Origin of the sequence: Tenacibaculum holothuriorum (assembly GCF_002120225.1) — a bacterium.
Lineage (GTDB): Bacteria > Bacteroidota > Bacteroidia > Flavobacteriales > Flavobacteriaceae > Polaribacter > Polaribacter holothuriorum.
Genome location: NZ_LAPZ01000001.1, coordinates 546,358 through 564,123, shown reverse-complemented (window position 1 = coordinate 564,123; position 17,766 = coordinate 546,358). Strand labels below are relative to the sequence as shown.

The 17,766-nt window shown below is 29.8% G+C and carries 11 protein-coding genes; 7 read left to right on the top strand and 4 right to left on the bottom strand.

Annotated features, from left to right (window positions below; translation table 11 throughout):
• Positions 1-2: 2 nt before the first annotated feature.
• Positions 3-362: a hypothetical protein gene (locus WH52_RS02575; RefSeq protein WP_086029409.1), complete on the bottom strand. Its 360-nt coding sequence runs from the start codon at positions 360-362 to the stop codon at positions 3-5.
• Positions 363-395: 33 nt separating this feature from the next.
• Positions 396-1,031, bottom strand: coding sequence for a TetR/AcrR family transcriptional regulator (locus tag WH52_RS02570; protein ID WP_086029349.1), 636 nt, complete (start codon positions 1,029-1,031; stop codon positions 396-398).
• 85 nt (positions 1,032-1,116) lie between these two features.
• On the opposite strand from WH52_RS02570, the gene WH52_RS02565 reads away from it, so the two are divergent.
• The 3 genes from WH52_RS02565 to WH52_RS02555 all read left to right on the top strand — a co-directional run bounded on the left by WH52_RS02565 (position 1,117) and on the right by WH52_RS02555 (position 4,556).
• Entirely contained in the window at positions 1,117-2,907 is a 1,791-nt protein-coding gene (locus WH52_RS02565; protein WP_086029348.1) for an acyl-CoA dehydrogenase family protein, read from the top strand.
• A gap of 5 nt (positions 2,908-2,912) precedes the next feature.
• A complete protein-coding gene (locus WH52_RS02560) occupies positions 2,913-3,566 on the top strand; it encodes a transglutaminase-like domain-containing protein (RefSeq protein ID WP_233131505.1) in 654 nt (217 codons plus the stop codon).
• Positions 3,567-3,722: 156 nt separating this feature from the next.
• Positions 3,723-4,556, top strand: a complete 834-nt coding sequence (locus WH52_RS02555; RefSeq protein ID WP_086029346.1) for a helix-turn-helix domain-containing protein — start codon at positions 3,723-3,725, stop codon at positions 4,554-4,556.
• Positions 4,557-4,558: 2 nt separating this feature from the next.
• Here the strand turns inward: WH52_RS02555 and WH52_RS02550 are convergent, their stop codons facing one another.
• Positions 4,559-6,655 (bottom strand): response regulator, encoded by a 2,097-nt coding sequence (locus WH52_RS02550; RefSeq protein ID WP_086029345.1) that lies wholly within the window; start codon positions 6,653-6,655, stop codon positions 4,559-4,561.
• Between the two features lie 284 nt (positions 6,656-6,939).
• On the opposite strand from WH52_RS02550, the gene WH52_RS02545 reads away from it, so the two are divergent.
• From WH52_RS02545 to WH52_RS14945, 4 genes are all read left to right on the top strand, one after another.
• A complete protein-coding gene (locus tag WH52_RS02545) occupies positions 6,940-7,311 on the top strand; it encodes a hypothetical protein (protein WP_086029344.1) in 372 nt (123 codons plus the stop codon).
• A gap of 14 nt (positions 7,312-7,325) precedes the next feature.
• The gene (locus WH52_RS02540) at positions 7,326-7,847 is read left to right on the top strand and encodes a phage tail protein (protein WP_086029343.1); all 522 of its coding nucleotides are present in this window, start codon (positions 7,326-7,328) and stop codon (positions 7,845-7,847) included.
• A 61-nt stretch (positions 7,848-7,908) separates the two neighbouring features.
• On the top strand, positions 7,909-14,301 hold the full coding sequence (locus WH52_RS02535) for a T9SS type A sorting domain-containing protein (protein WP_086029342.1): 6,393 nt from the start codon (positions 7,909-7,911) through the stop codon (positions 14,299-14,301).
• Positions 14,302-14,305: 4 nt separating this feature from the next.
• Positions 14,306-14,464, top strand: coding sequence for a hypothetical protein (locus WH52_RS14945; protein ID WP_198938353.1), 159 nt, complete (start codon positions 14,306-14,308; stop codon positions 14,462-14,464).
• Positions 14,465-14,655: 191 nt separating this feature from the next.
• Here WH52_RS14945 and WH52_RS02530 read toward each other — a convergent pair whose 3' ends face one another.
• Positions 14,656-17,520 (bottom strand): hybrid sensor histidine kinase/response regulator transcription factor, encoded by a 2,865-nt coding sequence (locus WH52_RS02530; protein WP_086029341.1) that lies wholly within the window; start codon positions 17,518-17,520, stop codon positions 14,656-14,658.
• Between the last annotated feature and the right edge of the window lie 246 nt (positions 17,521-17,766).

Here is a 17,766-nt window from a genome sequence, read left to right as displayed (position 1 = left end):
TTTTAATTTAAATCTATTTGAGATTCTTTAACTCTAAAACAACGTTCTTCTCCAAGAAATAAAGGATTTCCGAAATCTTCAGACCAAAATCCATCTAATATATCTTTAGTTAAACATTGGTAAACAACCACTCCTTTATATGTACTATTATCTTCTCCCAGATAATTAAAGTTAATTACTAAGATATTATTCTTAAAAAAACCAGAGCCAAATTGTTCTTGCTCATTATTAATAAGCCACTTAGCAAGAATTCGTTCATGTTCATCAAGAGTTAAATTTAAAGTACCTCGATAGTTTATATTACTATCGTTTTGATTACTTCCTATTATAGTATAGTCTCCAACTAAATCTCTTACAGTTATTGTTTTCATTGTAAAAACAAAACTACATTATAATTATGAAATCATTGATAGGTATACAGAAGCAAAAGATTCTTTTCCTTTTTTAGTTAAAGATGATTGAATCATGGAAAAAAGGAGTTTTATGTAATAGGTAGATTCTACTTCATCTTTATCAAGAGTCTCTTCATAAAAAACAGCATAATCTACAATCCAAGAGTTGAAAATGATTAGTAAACCATGAATTTTCTTTCTAAGCAATTTATCATCGTTTGTTGGATGCATATATCCATTTTCAACCAAGAAAATAGCAATTCGGTAAATAACAGTATTATATGCCTTGGAGCGTTCTATAGTTTTTTCCTTTATATTGGGGTAACGAGTAATAATATCATAGCTATTCAATAGAAAAAAACGATACTTAAAAGTTAAATCCATAAGTTGTTTTAAACTACGAAGCATAAAATCAAATTCAAAAATTTCTCCTTCTAAATTTTCGAGAGTTTCATCCATTTCATCTAGGAAATTTTGATGTAAACGAAGAACAATATCATCTTTTTTAGGAAAATGATAGCATAAATTACCATAACTAATTCCCATTTCTTCACTAATCGACTTACTAGAAACATTTGTATAACCTTCTTTGTTAAAAAGGATTAGAGCAGCATTTAAAATTCGATCTTTTGTATTCATGAATCAAAATTAGGCATTTTTGCCTATTGTATAAAATTAATTTCTATATTTGTCTAGGCATTTTTGCCTAATTAAATAAATATTTATGAATACAGAAACATTAGTAATGAATATTGGCGGTTCTTTTTTAGTAAAAAATGAATCTTTAGCTACTTTTTATACAACAGAACTAAAGACAGAAGAATCAATTATGATTCAAGAAGCAGCCACTCAGTTTTTAGAAACAGAAATAGAATCTAATTTAGAAGAGTTAGAGTCGGTAGCAGGGATAGATAAAACTCCAGATTTACTAAAAAAATGCGGAGATTTAGGTTTCTTAAGTTTAGAAGTTTCTGAAAAGTATGGTGGTGTAAATCTTTCTTTAAAAGATGTACTTCATTATGTAGAATCTATGAGTAAAGGGTATTCGTTTGCTGGTGCATTAGGCGTTCAAACAAGTATAGGTATTGCGCCAGTTTTATTATATGGAAGCGAGTATTTAAAAGAACAATATATTCCTAAAATGACTGACGGTTCTTTTATTTCAGCTTTTGCTTTAACAGAACCTAATGCGGGTAGCGATGCCAATGCAGGTAAAACAAAAGCAACAATTAATACAGAAGGTAATTATGTTATTAATGGGCAGAAAGCGTGGATATCTAATGCAGGTATTGCTAATATGTTTATTGTTTTTGCTAAGATTGAAGATGACAAAAATCTTTCAGCTTTTATAGTAGATAGAGATTTTGGAGGAATAAGTTTTGGACCAGAAGAGAAAAAAATGGGACTTTCTGGATGGAGTACTCGTCAAGTATTTTTTGAAAATACGATAGTTCCATCAACACATTTATTAGGAGAAAGAAATAGAGGACTTAAAATAGCTTTAAATACCTTAAACACAGGTAGAATTAAATTAGGAGCGGCTTGTTTAGGAGTTAGTAAATTAGCTTTAGAACATTCGGTAAATTATGCTATTGAAAGAGAACAGTTTGGTAAATCGATTCTTGAATTTGGGGCAATGAAAGATAAAATTGCTAAAATGACGAGTAAAATATTTACGAATGAAGCAATAGTGTATAGAGTGGCTAATTCTATTGATGAAAACTGTGAAGCATTATCTCAATCTGGTATGCCTTTTTCAGAAGCAAAAATTGAAGCTTTAAAAGAATTTAGTATTGAATGCGCTATTGCTAAAGTTTATGGTTCAGAAGCACAAGATTTTATTGTAGATGAAAGTATTCAAATTTACGGTGGAATGGGATTTTCTGCAGAATCTCCTGTAGAAAGATTGTATAGAGGAGCTCGTATTAGTAGAATTTTTGAAGGTACAAATGAAATTAACCGATTAGTTATTATTAAAGAATTCCTTAAAAAAGGAATGAAAGGAGAAATAGATTTCTTTAGTCCTTATACAAAATTAATGTCTGATTTATCAGAACCAATTGCTGCCTTTTCTGAAGATACAATTGAAAGATACGAACAACTTGTTGATAATTTAAGATTTTTATGTGTTTTAGTAACTGGAGTTTGTGCACAACAATATATGACTCAGTTAACCGAAGAACAGGAGATAGCAATGCATATTTCTGATATGTTAATTACTGTGTATGCGATTGAAAGTGTTGCACTTCGTATTAAAAAACTTAAAGAAGTAGATAAGTTAAATCCTGAAATTCATTATCCGATATTAAAAACAATTGGATTTGATTGTTTTAATGAAATGGAAAACACGGTTAAAAACTTAATAGCATGTTTTGACAAAAAAGAAGATGCAAAAATTATAGAGCAAGCATTTACAAAATATGCTCAACTTCCTCATAATAATATAAAGGAAGCTCGTAGAAAAATTTGTGCTTATGTTGAAGAATCTAAAGGAGTTTATAATTTAAGTAATTAATAAAAATGTATACTGAAGAGAATTTCTATTTTGATTATTCCGATAAAATTATTCAAGAAACTATACAAAAGATAACTGAGGGAGAAGGAGAGTTAACTTCAGAAGAATATGCCATAAAAGCATACAACTATGTTAGAGATTCTTGGGAGTATTATCCGTATCATTTTAGTTTGAATGAAAAAGATTGGAAAGCATCAAACTTAATGCAACGAAAAACAGGACATTGCTTAGAGAAAGCAACAATATTAATTACACTTCTTAGAGCAAAAAATATTCCTAGTCGTTTAGGATTAGCTAAAGTAAAAAATCATTTGGCTGTAGATAAAATAGTAGAAACTTTACAAAGCGATGAATTAGTTCCTCATGGCTATGTAGAAGTTTATTTGCATGATAAATGGGTAAAAGCTACACCAGCGTTTAATAAATCATTATGTAATTTGTTAGGAGTAAATGTATTAGAATTTAATGGAAAAGAAGATTCTATTTTTCATGAATATGATAAAAGTGAAGAAAAAATGTTCATGGAGTATTTAGATGATTATGGTGCTTTTGATGAAGTTCCCCTTTTGTATATGTTTGAACTTATGAAGCAGCATTATCCAATAATTAGTGAAAAAAGAATTGAAAAAGGAGAAGTATTAGATTTATCTAATTTATAACTCGAAAAGGCTTCATAAACATGAAGCCTTTTTTATTTACTGATACTAAAAAGAATGTATTGATAGATTTTAAAGATCATTTAGTGTTTTGTTTTCTTAGAATTAAATTTTTTGACGATATTGTACATATACTATTAACCTAAATTTTTTTGTTTTATGACTCAGAAGAAAGATCAAGAAAAAATGATTCGGAATTTACCGTTTACATTGAGTCAGAAAATTATTGAAAACTCAGTAATTGAAAGTGTAACTAAAGTAAACTATAACATTGATATTAGAAATGAACAAATGTTTGGTTTTACGAACAGTTATATTGTTTTTGATTATGGGGGCTGCGACATTACAGAACAAAACGGAAAGTACATAGAGAGCCCTAAAATTTATATAAAACCAGCTAGATGGTACTATTTTAATTATAATAAGAATAAAAGTTCTTCTTATGTGGTTGTACGATTAAACCCTTGTAGTTTTTACAATATAACTGGGCTTAATGCTTTTGAAAATAGTTTTAATTATATTGATTTATCTAGATATATCGATAATACCATTTTAGAAGACTTATACAATAAGTTTGAGTCTTTACAAACAGCGGAAGAAATAACAGAATATATATATCAAAAATTAGATAGTACTATAAGAAAATGGGAAAAATCTACGCCGATAGATGCAATTATGAATGATATTTTTAAAGTAAGCGGTATGTTAACTGTTGAAGATATTTTAAGTAAATATCCTCATTCTATGAGTACATTAAATCGTTATTTTAAGAAATATGTAGGTATGACTGTTGGTTTGTATATTCGATTGGTAAAGTTTAATACATTAATTGCTGGATTGTATTCTAATCATGTGAATTTGCAAGATATTATAGCGCAGTATAATTTTTACGATCAAACTCATCTAACAAAAGATTTCAAGAAATTTTCGGGTATTACACCTGCTAAATATAAAGGGCCAAATCATGAAATTTTACATCAAGCAATAGGATAATATTAACTCGCTAATTTTACAGGTTTTACTCCAAAGCGCTGTTCATACAATTTTGAAAAATATGAGGTATGTAAATATCCAACTTCTAGAGCCAAAGATTTTAATAATATAGCTGGGTTTTGTTCTAGTAAAAATCGTGCTTTTTGTAATTTAACTTCTGTAATAAATGCATTAGGGGTTAAACCTGTTTCACTTTTAAGTTTACGATGCAATGAACTCTTAGAAAGATTAAAATGTAAAGCTACATCTTCTTGTGTCATAGAAGTATTACTACATTCTTTATAAATGTATTCTTTTACTTTTTCTATCCATTGATTATTTACTTCTAATTCTGTTTTTTTAACAGCTTCATCAGTAATAAAGCGATTTCTATTTTTATGATTGTATAGTGCATTTTCTATTCGTATAAGAAGTTCTTCCTTTTCAAAAGGTTTGTTTAAATAATCATCAATTCCTAAACGTAAAACATTCAATTTACTGTTAGAATCTGTACGAGCAGTTAACATTAATATAGGAACATTAATTTCTTTCTTTTTAATTTGCTCTATAAGTGTTAACCCGTTCATTACAGGCATCATATAGTCGGTTAAAACAAAGTCTATAGAGTTTTTTGATAAGATTGTTAAAGCTTCTTGTCCGTTTTCGGCTTCTATACAGTTATAACTTTTTAATAACTCTTTTAAATAAGTTCTCATATCATAATTATCATCAACAATAAGAATAGTATAAGCTTTGGTATTTGTTATTTTTGTATGATTTGTTATTTCTATAGTAGTTTCAGTAGGTTGAATATTAACTTCTTTAGAATTATGTTCGGAAGCTTTAGTTAGCGGAAATGTAAGTGTAAAAGTACTTCCTTTATCTAGATCACTTTCAATAGTTAGAGAACCTTTGTGTAATTCTATAATTTCTTTACTAAAAGCTAATCCAATACCACTACCTCCAGCTTTATTAATATCATTGTTAGCTTGGTAAAAGCGGTTGCAAATTAAATCAATATCTTTTTTAGAAATTCCTATTCCGGTATCGGTAATAGCTAAAGAAACTTGATCATTCTTTTTACTAAAATTTAAAGTAATATTTCCTTTTTTAGGCGTATATTTAATAGCGTTTACAATAATATTGTTAATAGCTCTTTCTAAAAATAAAGAATCTGCTTTTATCCAATAATCAGCAGTATTGGCGTTTGTAATTTTAAAGCAAATCTCTTTTTGATTGCAAAGAGGCTCAAAAGAAAGATATAGTTTATGAATTAATTCATTTAAAAGTACTTTTTCTGTATTGATTTTAAAATTAGCGTCTTTCATTTTTGCTAAATCTAATACATCATCTACAATCGTTTTAATTTTTGAAACTTGTTTATCTAATCCTTCACTAATTTTTTCACTCTCGTAGGCATACGAAGTATTTTTAAACAAATTTAGTTTGTCTATTTCCCCTTTAATTAGCGTAAGCGGGGTTCTAATTTCATGAGATACATTAATAAAAAACTGAGATTGAAATTCATTTAATTCCTCTAATTGTTTTCGTTGGTTTTCAAGAATTTTTTCACTTCTAATATTTGCGTTTTTAAAGTACTGTACTAGAAAGAAAAAAATAACAAATTGAATAAGAATAAGTACAGGAGAACCAAAAGTGCCTTCTGGATAGATGTCAAAATAATTAATAGGAATTACAAAAAGTAAATATGAAATTATAAATATGCTATAAATTAAGTATTTATTATTGGTAAATAATAATAAGAATACAGGAACTACTATATAAAAATATTCAATATATCCACCTCTTTCAGCAAAATTACAGAACATAAAATTACTGTATAAAATGAGTGAAAAAAAGAGAATTCTAGCCAGTTGATACTTTTTACTTTTTTGTAGAAAAACAGTAATAAAAAGTCCAATTACAGTACCAGAGTGTATTAAAAGCTGTAAAGTAGGATCAGGTTTATTAATAGCATCTTCAGTCATTAATACGAGTTCAATAACAAACCAATTACTACAAAATATATTTAATAAGCGAATTCTTTTTTGCTCTAGTTTAGATAAGTTATTGTGAATACCAATATTTTTAAACTGATTGTAGTAGTGTTTTATCTTCATTTAAATATTCCCCTTAATTTTTCAAATATAGATAACCCAAAGATTTAATTTGATATAAAAATTAACATATGTTAATTTTTGACGATTTTTTACATTACACTGTTCAATATAGTCAAAATACTGGTTTTGACACGATTTTGATTACGATTGACACGATTTTGCGACTTCATATTTTCAGTTTTGTATCAGTATTTAAAAATACAAAAAAGCTTTTTTGACGATTTTTTACATATGCTATAGCTATTTGAAAATTAAATTTATAAACCAATTTAAACCAAACAAATATGTATACACTAAGTATCCTAAACAATTACACTCATGATTGTACTATCAAAGTTGCAACAGATAAAGGAGCATCTCCTGTATATCAAGGACAGAAAAATACTTTCGAAAATTTAGGAAATGCTATTTTAAAAGTTCCAGGAATGGGTGTTGTTAATTTTATTGATTTAGCTGCAACTAAAATTAAAGGACATGAAGAATACCCTAAAGAGCATTGGGGAGTATTAGTAAGAACTCATACTGTAGAGGGGTATTATCGTTACGAAGGAGGGGGAGAGTTAACTCTTACCATTGATGAGTTAGGAAGTTATACACTTACTACTCAAAATGGAACAATGATTATGATAAGCTTACCAGAATTAACTATTAATTAAAAAACTAAATTACTATGGAACCATTTTTAGGACAAATTATATTATTTGCAGGAAATTTTGCACCAAGAGGTTGGGCACTATGTGACGGACAATTATTGGCAATAAATCAAAATTCAGCTCTTTTTTCAATTTTAGGAACTATGTATGGAGGGGATGGTAGAACTACCTTCGGATTACCAGATTTAAGAGGAAGACTGCCAATTCATGTTGGACAAGGTCCAGGGTTAACTCCTGTAAGTCAGGGACAAAAGGGGGGAAGTGAACATGTAACTTTAACTATACCTAATTTACCACCTCATTCACATGATGTAGAGATAGCAGTTAATAATGGTAATGGAGATGCTGCATCTCCAGATAAACTTAATATTAGTAGTATAACAAATGGATTTTCAGAAGATAAAACAAATGGTGCGTTTTTAGGAGGTGTTGTAAACCCAAATCCAGTTGGAGAAGGTAAATCAATAGATATAAGAAATCCTCATTTAGGGTTGAATTATATTATTGCTTTACAAGGATTATTCCCTTCAAGAAGTTAAATGAAAAAATAACCGGTAGTTGTTCAACGACTATCGGTTTATTATTATAAAATTGATAGTTATGAAAAAACTACTGTTATATTTATTTATATGTATTAGTGCTTCGGTAATGGCTCAAAAAGTAGCTGTTATAGGACTAAACCACGTATCAAGTCCTGATGGATTTACTTTTTTAGCTACTGAAAATTTAGCGGTTAACGAAGTTATCTATTTTACCGAAAACGAGTACGATAACGTCAATAATAAATTTAATGATTTAGGCGAAAGTGTTGTCAAGTTTACGGTAACATCAGCAATAAGTAAAGGAAATGTGGTTTATGTAGCTGAAACAGGCGTTACTACAGACGTATTTACAGTAACTACAAGCGAAGGAGCAGGAGCAGCCATAAAGACAAGTGGAAGTGGTAATTTTTCTATAGCAACAGCAGGAGAGTCATTATATGCTTATACCGATACAGATGATAATCCTACAAATGGTATTACCGAAATATATGCTGTACTATATACAGGTACTTCATCAGTTTCTGGAGGAAATATTCCAGCAATTGAAAATCCTGTGCCAGATTTTGCTAACGCTATAGTAGTACATGGTTTTCCTGCTACTGCACCTAGCAGAGTAGAGTATAAAACTTCTGTAGCAGATAGAACAAATGTTAGTAAGGCTAAATTAGAAAATATAAACAATTATGTATATGCACAAGCTCATCAAGCCTTATCAACTACAGTATTTACTAATTTAAATTTATCAGGAGTTAATCCTGTACTTACTGTAAATGCTACAGGAAGTCCTGTGGCTGAAAATAGTGGCAATTCAATAACCTATACTTTTTCGTTAAATACTCCAGCAACAAGTAATATTACAGTTAATTTTAGTGTAGGTGGTACAGCAGTATTTGGATCAGATTATTCACAGTCTGGTGCAAATTCTTTTAGTACTACTTCGGGTTCTGTAATTATTTCAAATGGAAATAGTTCAGCATCGGTAACTATAACACCTATTAACGAAATAAGTTTAGAAGCTAATGAGAGTATTGTTTTAACAGCAACATCTGGTACAGGTTACGATGTTGGTAGTCCAAGTAATGCAGTAGGGCAAATTACTAATGACGATACTTTAGCAGTTACACCTTTAGTTGCTGTAACAGGAATGAATCATCAGTCTGGAGGGCCTAAAGGCTTTTCATTTGTAGTTTTAAAAGATTTAACCGCAGGTCAAGTTATTTATTTTACAGAAAATTCATTTGTAAATACAGCTTTAGCTTTTACAGGAACAGAAGCTGTAATAAAATGGACAGTTCCAGCGGGGGGGATAAGTAGAGGTAAAGTCGTAGCAGTTAAAGAAACTACAGCTAATACTTATGTTGTTAGTTGTAGTGCAGGAAGTTCTTGTGGGGCTATAAATCATATTTCAGGAAGTTTTTCACCATCATCTGAAGGAGAAAGTTTTTTCGCTTATACAGATTCTGATAATAATCATACGAACGGAGTTACTGAAGTTCATAGTGTATTAGTAACTGGTCGTTCTGCTATTGCTGGACCAGGTGGGGCTATTGCAACTTCAGAAAATATCGCCTTATTATATACAGGGGCAGTTGTTGTAGATAATTTTCCTACAATAAACCCTAATAGAGTAGAGTATAATCCTGCATTAAGAAACACTACAGTAGATCAAGCCAACTTTCAAAATACTGCAAACTGGTTACATGCACAGGTAAATCAAGACTTATCTACAACACCGTTTAGCAGTATTATTATCAGTGAAGGAGCTAGTAATCCTACAGTATCAGTCACTGTATCACCAAGTTCAGTAGAAGAATTAAACACGTCTAATTTAACTTATACGTTTACCTTAAGTACACCAGCAACATCAAATATAACTATTAATTTTGATGTTAGTGGTAGTGCAGCATTTACAACAGATTATACTGTAGCTAATGCTAATACTTTTTCAGCATCCTCAGGAAGTATTGTTATTGCTAATGGAGCATCCTCAGCAAGTCTTACTGTTACTCCTGTAAATGATACTGTATTAGAACCAGAGGAAGAAGTCATACTTACGTTAAGTTCAGGGACGGGATATAATGGAGGAAGTCCTCATACCGCAACAGGAAAAATAACAAATAATGATATCAATAACACTAAATCGTCAATTGCTATTTTAGGATTGAATCATGACACACCAGATGGATTTTCATTTGTAGCTACAGAAGATATAGCGCCTAGTACTAGATTTTATTTTACAGACAATGATTTTAACAATACCTCACTTACTTTTTCAAGTACTGAAGCCGTAATAACATATACGTCTCCAGCAACATGTGTTGCAAAAGGAACCGTGTTTACAGTAAAAGAAACCGCTACTGATGTATTAAGTTTAGCTTGTACATCAGGAAATTGTGGGGCTGTGTCGTTAACAGGTAACTTTTCAGTATCCTCAACAGGAGAGGCATTTTATGTTTATCAAGATACTGATAATAATCCAAGTAATGGTATAACTCAAGTACACGGAGTTTTATATACTAAAGGAGGAAATATACCTTCTGTAAACAACCCAAAGAATATTTATACTAAAGCTGTAGTAATTGATGGATTTCCTACTACAGCACCTAATAAAACTGAGTTTAAAGTTTCTAATAGAAATGCAGAAGTAACTACAGCTCTTTTAGAAAATGTTTCTAATTGGGATCATGCCCAAACGAATACAGATTTATCAACTGCTAACTTTACAACACAACCTTTTGTAGCTAAAACTATCTATGTAGATGACAATGCTACTTCTGGAGGTGATGGAAAAACTTGGGGAACAGCTTATAATACATTGCAAGATGCATTGGCAAATACAAACCCTTGTGTTACAGATAAAATATGGGTGGCTACAGGTATATACAAACCAACAGCAGAAACCAGTAGTTTTAATATACCAGCTAATGTGGAAATCTATGGAGGATTTTTAGGAAATGAAACAAATTTAGCTGATCGTAATTGGAGTACTTATCCTACTGTTTTATCGGGAGATTTAAACAACAATTATACAGCTGAAGCTGGTGATGCTCATACTATTGTTACCATTACTAATAGTAATATTACTTTAGATGGTTTTATTATTGAGTATTCTTTTGCTGATGATAGTAGTGTGCTTCCTGGGCGTACAGGAGCAGGTATGTATATTAATGCTTCCCCACGACCTGATAACATTAATATAAATAACACCACTTTTAGATATAATAATGCAGTAGGAAATAATGCTACTACCCCCGATGGTGTAGGAGGTGCTGTTATTTCTTATGGTACCAATATTAGCTTTACCAACTGCTTGTTTCATAATAATGAGGTAACCAATGCAGGTGGCGCTATTTCACCACAATTAGGAAGTAATTTAAAAATTACGAACTGTACTTTTGCATCAAATAGCGCGGTTACTGGAGTGCCTAATCCATCAGGAGGTGCTATACATATTTTTAATGTTGATAATGTAGATATTACCAATACTATTTTTTCTGGTAATGTAGCGAATACTAATCCAGATATAAATAATCATCAAGGGACTAATGTAAACTTATCCTATAGTGTATTAACAACTAATAGCCTACCAACAACTCCAGGAGGTGGTAGTGGTGTGGTTACAGTAGGAGCAGAAGTTTTAATCAATACCAATCCATTGTTTATTGATGAAGGTAATAAAGATTATCGCTTACAAAATAGTTCACAAGCTAAAGATAAAGGAAGCAATGCTGCAAATACAAAAACTAAAGATTTGGCAGGTAATGATAGGATTTTTGATACAACAATAGATATTGGGGCTTATGAAAATATATGCTCAGGTTTGGGTACAATATTTTATGTAAATATTAATGCTGGAGTAAATGGTGATGGAAAAACTTGGGGAACTGCGTTTAAGACCCTGCAACAGGCTTTAACACAAGCACAAGCCTGTAACAATATTACTGAAATATGGGTAGCAAAGGGTACTTATAAGCCTACGACTACAGATAATAGGACTATAGCCTTTACACCACGTACTAACCTAAAAATTTATGGAGGCTTTGCAGGAGGAGAAGCTAATTTAGTAGATAGAAACTGGACAACTAATCCAACTATTTTAAGTGGTGATATTGGTACTGAAAGTGTAATTACCGATAACAGTAGTACAGTAGTACACTTGCAAAACGGCAATATTGTTATTGATGGTTTTATTATTGAAAATGGAAATGCAGATCATGCAAGCATTCAAGCAGAACGTTTTGGGGCAGGTGTGTATATGAGTGGAGACGCTAACAACAACCAAATAACGAACTGTATTATTCGCAATAACAACGGTGTTAGTGGTATCGGGTTAGCTAACTTTGCAACAACTATTACCAATAAAGTTATATTAACCAATACATTAATTCACAATAACATAGCAACACATTCAGGAGGTGCAATTGGTGCAGAAGGTGGAACTACTAACTTGGTAAACTGTACTGTAGTGAATAATACAGCACCCGTTGGAGAAGCCTTGCGAGCATTTAATGGAAATTTTGATGCTGTTAATACTATTTTCGCTTCCAATAACGGTAATACTGTGTTTAGTGTATTAGGAGGAGGAACAGGAAATATGACTTATTCGTACTGTTCGTTTGATGTCGCTTTTCCAACAACAGCTAAAACTACTAATAATGGTAACTCATTAGAAAGTACTAATCCGAGATTTACTAATTCGGGAGCGAGTGATTTTAGTTTACAGGTAATTTCACCTTTGATAAACATAGGAAATGACGCTGTAAATACTGAAACTAAAGATTTTATTGGAAATACTCGTGAAGTAGGAATCATTGATATTGGAGCTTACGAATATAAAGATGAAACTACAAGATGGAAAGGTACTGATACAAACTGGTCAACTGCTTCAAACTGGAGTAATAACGAACCAACAGAAACAAAAACCGCTATAATACCAAACGGAGCAGCTAACATGCCTATAATTACAACGGGTGCTAAAAAGGTATTGGGATTATTTATAGATACTAATGCTAGTTTAGCGTTACAGTCTCAAACGAGTTTAACTGCGGAAGATGATGTTACAACTAATAATAAGTTAACTATAAATTCAGATGCTACTTTTATAGCTAAAGGAAATGTTTTAGGTACTATTACTTACAAACGCGCAGTAAGTGATAAATGGCACTTAATAGGAGCACCTGTAGAAAATCAATCTATACAAACATTTGTTCAGAATGTTGATAATAAGGTAGATATAAACACTGCAGGAGATAAATACGGAATTGCACCTTATAACAATAACAAACCTTCAGACCAAGTAGGATGGGATTATGTTTTGGTGGCAAATCTTGCTACTTCTGGTGATTTTATCAGTGGAAAAGGCTATTCTATGTTAAGATCAGAAGCAGGAGATTATACATTTACTGGAAATTATAAAACAACAGATGCTTCCATAAGTATTAATGAAGGAACTAAGAATAGTTGGAATTTGATTGCAAATCCGTATCCAGCCTTTTTACCAATAAGTAATGCAGCGGCAGTGAGTAATTTTCTTACAGAAAACCAAGGAGTGTTATCGTCTAATTTAGCAGTGTATTTGTGGGACGGTACGCAATATCAACCTTACAATCATTTAAATACAAGTACAGCGTATTTAGCACCAGGTCAAGGATTTTTTGTGAAGTCAAATGTAGGCGGAGGTACAATTTCTATTCCTAAGAGTTTTATGAGTCATCAAACTACAAATGTTTTTCATAGAAGCTCAGATACTCGTTTTCAAATTATATTACAACTTGAGCAGGATGAGAAATCTAAAAAAACAAGTAAATCTACTACCATAATTTACGTTAATGGTACAACTACTGGTTTAGATATAGGTTATGATGCTGAGGTATTTAGTGCGGAATCTAAACAACTAGATATATATTCTAGTTTAGTAGAAGAGAATGGTAAGAGATACGCTTTACAAGGATTACCTCCTAGCAATTTTGAAGAAATGATTGTTCCGATAGGAGTAATAGCAAAAGCAAATAAAAAACTTTCTTTTAAATTACAAGCAAAGAATGTTCCTAGTAACTTACGTATATATCTTGAAGATAAAGAAACAAAAACATTTACTCGTTTAGATAAAGAAGGTAGTGAATATATAATTGAAACAACTACAGATTTAGATGAGGTGGGTAGGTTTTATTTACATACAACAAGTAAAACCTTATCGATAGATGACAACTTTACAAATGCAAACATACAAATGTATGTATCTGGTAAGCGCACATTGACAATTAAAGGACTCAACGGAGAAACTTCTACATTAAAGCTATACGATTTATTAGGTAAAGAGATATTTAAAGAAACATTTAGAAGTGTAAACACAAAAGAAATTACGCTACCAAATTCGTTGTCTCAATCTATGTACATTGCTAAACTAAGAACAGCATCAGGCAATAAAACTATCAAATTAATTCTAGAATAGGGGTATGAAAAAAGATGATAAAATAAACAGGAAAGATGCTTTAAAAAAAATAGGTTCTTACAGTAAATATGCAGCTTTAACAGCATTAGGAACATATTTAATATTAAATCCACAAAAAGCACAGGCGCAAAGTCCAGAAGATCCAGGGGGAGGCTATGATTAACCAAGAGAGGTTAATTAATTGCGAAAAAACCAGCTAGTTTTAGCTGGTTTTTTATTGAATAAATTTCATCTTATTTATTTTATAGATATAATTTGTAAATTTAGTCGATAACTATATTTCTGAAAAACAAATTGAAACCGCTCTTAAAACTTTTATTACTTATTTCTTTGTTTCACTATTCTTGCTTAATATTATTTAATTAATTCACTAGGACTAATACCAAAACGTTCTTTAAATTTTTTATTAAAGTATGAAGCGTGGTTTATTCCAACTTGATACTGAACTTCACTAACTCTTGCTGTACTATGTTCTTTTAATAGTAGATAAGCTTTTTTTAGTCGTTGTTCTAAAATAAATTTAACAGGACTTAAGCCAACTGTTTTTGAGAATATTCTAGAGAGTTGCCTAGTACTATAATTTAGCTCTTTAGCTAATTCTTCTACACTAAAATTTTCTTTAGTTAAGTTTTTTGAGATAATTTTTATGGCTTTCTCAATAATTGGGTCTAAATTATCATCAACAATACTTTCTGTTTCTTCAGGATTATCAATTTTCCATTGTTTTCTATTTTTATTAAGTAGTAAAGAGTTGTTTATTCTAGCCAATAATTCATCTATATGAAAAGGTTTGGTTATATAATCGTCTACACCAAGGTTTAAAGCATTTATTTTATCAGAAAGGTTATTTTTTGCAGAGACGAATATAAATGGAGTATAAGCATGATTAGGTAATTCTTTGATTAATTCTCTAAATTTAAAACCATCAATTTTAGGCATCATAATATCAGAGATGATTAAATCAAAGTTTTGTTTTTTAGCTAGTTTTATTCCCTCTAAACCATTTGCAGCATAAAAACACTCGTACTCAATTGGTAAAATTTGTTTATAAAAGTTTAAAATATCTAAATTATCATCAACAATTAAAAGTTTAAACTTTTTATTTTCTATTAAATTAATTAAAGATGTATTAGAGTTTATTTTTTGAACAGTATTATCAACAGCTTTCTGCTGTTCTGTAATTAGTACAGGAATTTGTAAGGTAAATGAAGTTTGTTTATTAGGTTGACTATTTAAAACGATTTTGCCTCCTAAAAATTCAGCCAATTTTTTTGCTAAAGACAAACCAATACCAAATCCACCAATATTATTCCCAGATCCTTGATAAAACCTCTCAAAAACTTTTTCTTGTTCTTCTTTTGAAATACCAATACCAAAATCTACAACAGAAATAGATAAAAGGTTTGTATTAATATTTAAATCGCTCTTTAAGATGATTTCTTTACTGTTAGAATACTTTATAGCATTTGTAATAAAGTTAGAAACAATTTGCTGCACTTTATCGCTATCAAACTTTAAATAGGTGTTTTTAGTAATAGTTGTTTGTTCTTTTAAAGCAATACCATTTTGTAGAGCATGTGAAATAAAAGAATTTTGAAGATCTTTAGTAAAAGAGTTTACATTAACTGTGGTTAAGTTAATAGTATAATATCCTTCTTTATTGTTAAAAGAGTTTACTATATCATTAATGTCTTTATCTATATTTATTGCGTTAGAAACAATAGGTAATAACAAATGAGTTTGTTCTTTGGTTAAATTACTGTCTTTTAATATTTTTTCAATATTTCCTTTAATAATAGTTAAAGGAGTTTTTATTTCATGAGCTACATTTTCTATAAACTCACTTCGTTGTGAAAAGAGTTTGTTTTGTTCTTTTAATAATTTTTCTGAATAGATTTTTTTGTTCTTAACTTTAAATAATCGATAGGTAAAGAAAAATATTGTAATTAAAAGAATTAGAAAGCCAAGAAAAATATATAAATTTTGCTGTGTTTTTTGTTTCTCTAATAGCAAAGATTTTTCAGCAATTTCTTTGTCTTTTTCTATGTTTTTTATTCTATCTGTTAGCTCAATAGATAATTTTTTCTCTTCTTCTTTATAGGTTTCTTTAATGTTCTTTTGGTATAACTTGTAATAGTCAGAAGCTTTTTTATAATTACCTAAAGTATAAAAACCATCAGCTAGAGCTTTCGTATAATAATCGAAGTTATCAAATTCACTAAAGGTAACTTTATTATTCCCAGATTTGGCAATAGAATCAAAATAAATGCTTGCTTTTTTAATATCATTATTGCTAAAATATAGGTCAGTTAAGTTAATCCAAACAGGTAACTTTCTAACATTTTTTTCTTTTCCAGATATTTTGTTAGAAACAGTGAGTGCTTTTTTATAATAGTATTCAGCTGAATCTCGTTTCTTTTTTTCATAATGATAACGTATTCCTAAAGAGTTAAAAGTATAAGCTTTCCCAATTGGAGTGGGGTTAAGTTTTAACATTTTATGTAAATAGTTAATTTTTTGATTACTATTAACAATAGTTGTATCACTGGTAACAGCCGATTCATAAAACGCTATTTTTTGATCTTTGGTAAATAGATTAGGTACAGAATCAAGTAAATTACCAAGAGATTCTAAGTTTTTATTACGGAAATCATCATGACCTTTAAAAAGAAAAGAGTTGCTTCCTATAGATAAAAGCGCTACTAAATAGTTTGTTTTATTTAGTTTATTACTTTGTGTATAAGTCTTCTCATAATGATGAAAAGATTTAGAAAAGTCTTTTTTTATTCTAGAATAAAAAAGGAACAAACAATAATTCGCTTTAAGTGTATGCAAAGAATCATTTATTCTTTTTGTCTTGCTTAAAAAAGCAAGAAGATTATTTTCGAATTTATTAACTTTTTCTGAATTAAGTTTGCCTCCTAAAAAGTATTTATAATAATACATACTATGTTCGTATTTGAATAAAAACTTAATATCAATTTTTAAAGAATCTTTAAGAGTATTAATTAGTGTATTCTTTTTTACTTTTTTATAATAATAAGGAATAGAGTCAAAGAATGTAGAGTCTATTACATTGTGTGTTTGCATTTTATTTAGAAAATATTTTCCTCTTTTTTTACTTTCTGATAAAATACTATCATTAATATTTTCTTTTTCTTGTGATATACTTGTATAAGTACACATTAATAAAAATAGGAGGCTTAATAATTTCTTCATAGGAAAATAGCTGGGATTAAATTCAAAGAAAGGAAAAAGAATCTTTACTTCTTAATTTAATATTCAAAATATAATTATAGAGTCTTTTTTGTGCTATCAAATGTCTTTTTTATGATAATTAAATGTCTTAAAAGAGTTACTTATTGTCTTTTATACGCTTCCTTCTGTCTGGTTCTTTCTCAAAATTTGTAAGTGTCTGTTGGTCTATAATTTTGGGAAAGAGTTATCGTCCCCCGTCCCCCCTAA

What these genes read in the sequence shown, in the direction of transcription:
- WH52_RS02550 (WP_086029345.1), bottom strand. Translation starts at nt 6,655, where the DNA reads ATGAAGATAAAACACTACTACAATCAGTTTAAAAATATTGGTATTCAC.
- WH52_RS02545 (WP_086029344.1), top strand. Translation starts at nt 6,940, where the DNA reads ATGTATACACTAAGTATCCTAAACAATTACACTCATGATTGTACTATC.
- WH52_RS02540 (WP_086029343.1), top strand. Translation starts at nt 7,326, where the DNA reads ATGGAACCATTTTTAGGACAAATTATATTATTTGCAGGAAATTTTGCA.
- WH52_RS02535 (WP_086029342.1), top strand. Translation starts at nt 7,909, where the DNA reads ATGAAAAAACTACTGTTATATTTATTTATATGTATTAGTGCTTCGGTA.
- WH52_RS02560 (WP_233131505.1), top strand. Translation starts at nt 2,913, where the DNA reads ATGTATACTGAAGAGAATTTCTATTTTGATTATTCCGATAAAATTATT.
- WH52_RS02565 (WP_086029348.1), top strand. Translation starts at nt 1,117, where the DNA reads ATGAATACAGAAACATTAGTAATGAATATTGGCGGTTCTTTTTTAGTA.
- WH52_RS02555 (WP_086029346.1), top strand. Translation starts at nt 3,723, where the DNA reads ATGACTCAGAAGAAAGATCAAGAAAAAATGATTCGGAATTTACCGTTT.
- WH52_RS02530 (WP_086029341.1), bottom strand. Translation starts at nt 17,520, where the DNA reads ATGAAGAAATTATTAAGCCTCCTATTTTTATTAATGTGTACTTATACA.
- WH52_RS14945 (WP_198938353.1), top strand. Translation starts at nt 14,306, where the DNA reads ATGAAAAAAGATGATAAAATAAACAGGAAAGATGCTTTAAAAAAAATA.
- WH52_RS02570 (WP_086029349.1), bottom strand. Translation starts at nt 1,031, where the DNA reads ATGAATACAAAAGATCGAATTTTAAATGCTGCTCTAATCCTTTTTAAC.